Origin of the sequence: Cobetia sp. SIMBA_158 (assembly GCF_046566945.1) — a bacterium.
Lineage (GTDB): Bacteria > Pseudomonadota > Gammaproteobacteria > Pseudomonadales > Halomonadaceae > Cobetia > Cobetia amphilecti.
Genome location: NZ_JAWJYL010000388.1, coordinates 1 through 271 on the forward strand (window position 1 = coordinate 1; position 271 = coordinate 271).

Sequence of the window (271 nt, forward strand, 5' to 3'; positions counted from 1 at the left end):
GTTTCCGTAGACGGTCGACGCCTGCACGACCACGGCGCGGTCGATCCCCGCCTCATCCATCGATGCGAGCAGACCTTCGTAATCGACCGGTCGTTTGGCGGACCACTCCGATTGATGGCCACCCACCGGCGCGAGCGGATAACGTTGCGTATCAGGCGAAATTGCGTGTGTATGCGTGTCGATCACGACGGACATGAAGGTGCTCCTGGCTGAAAATGTCCTGCTGAATTGAACGTTACTGTAAGTGAGATGCCGCGCCAGGACTCAATAC

The 271-nt window shown here is 57.9% G+C and carries 1 protein-coding gene; it reads right to left on the reverse strand.

The features are described 5' to 3' along the window. A partial coding sequence (locus tag R2R70_RS20405) for a hypothetical protein (protein WP_410978964.1) occupies positions 1–195 on the reverse strand: 195 nt, incomplete at its 3' end. Positions 196–271 lie beyond the last annotated feature (76 nt).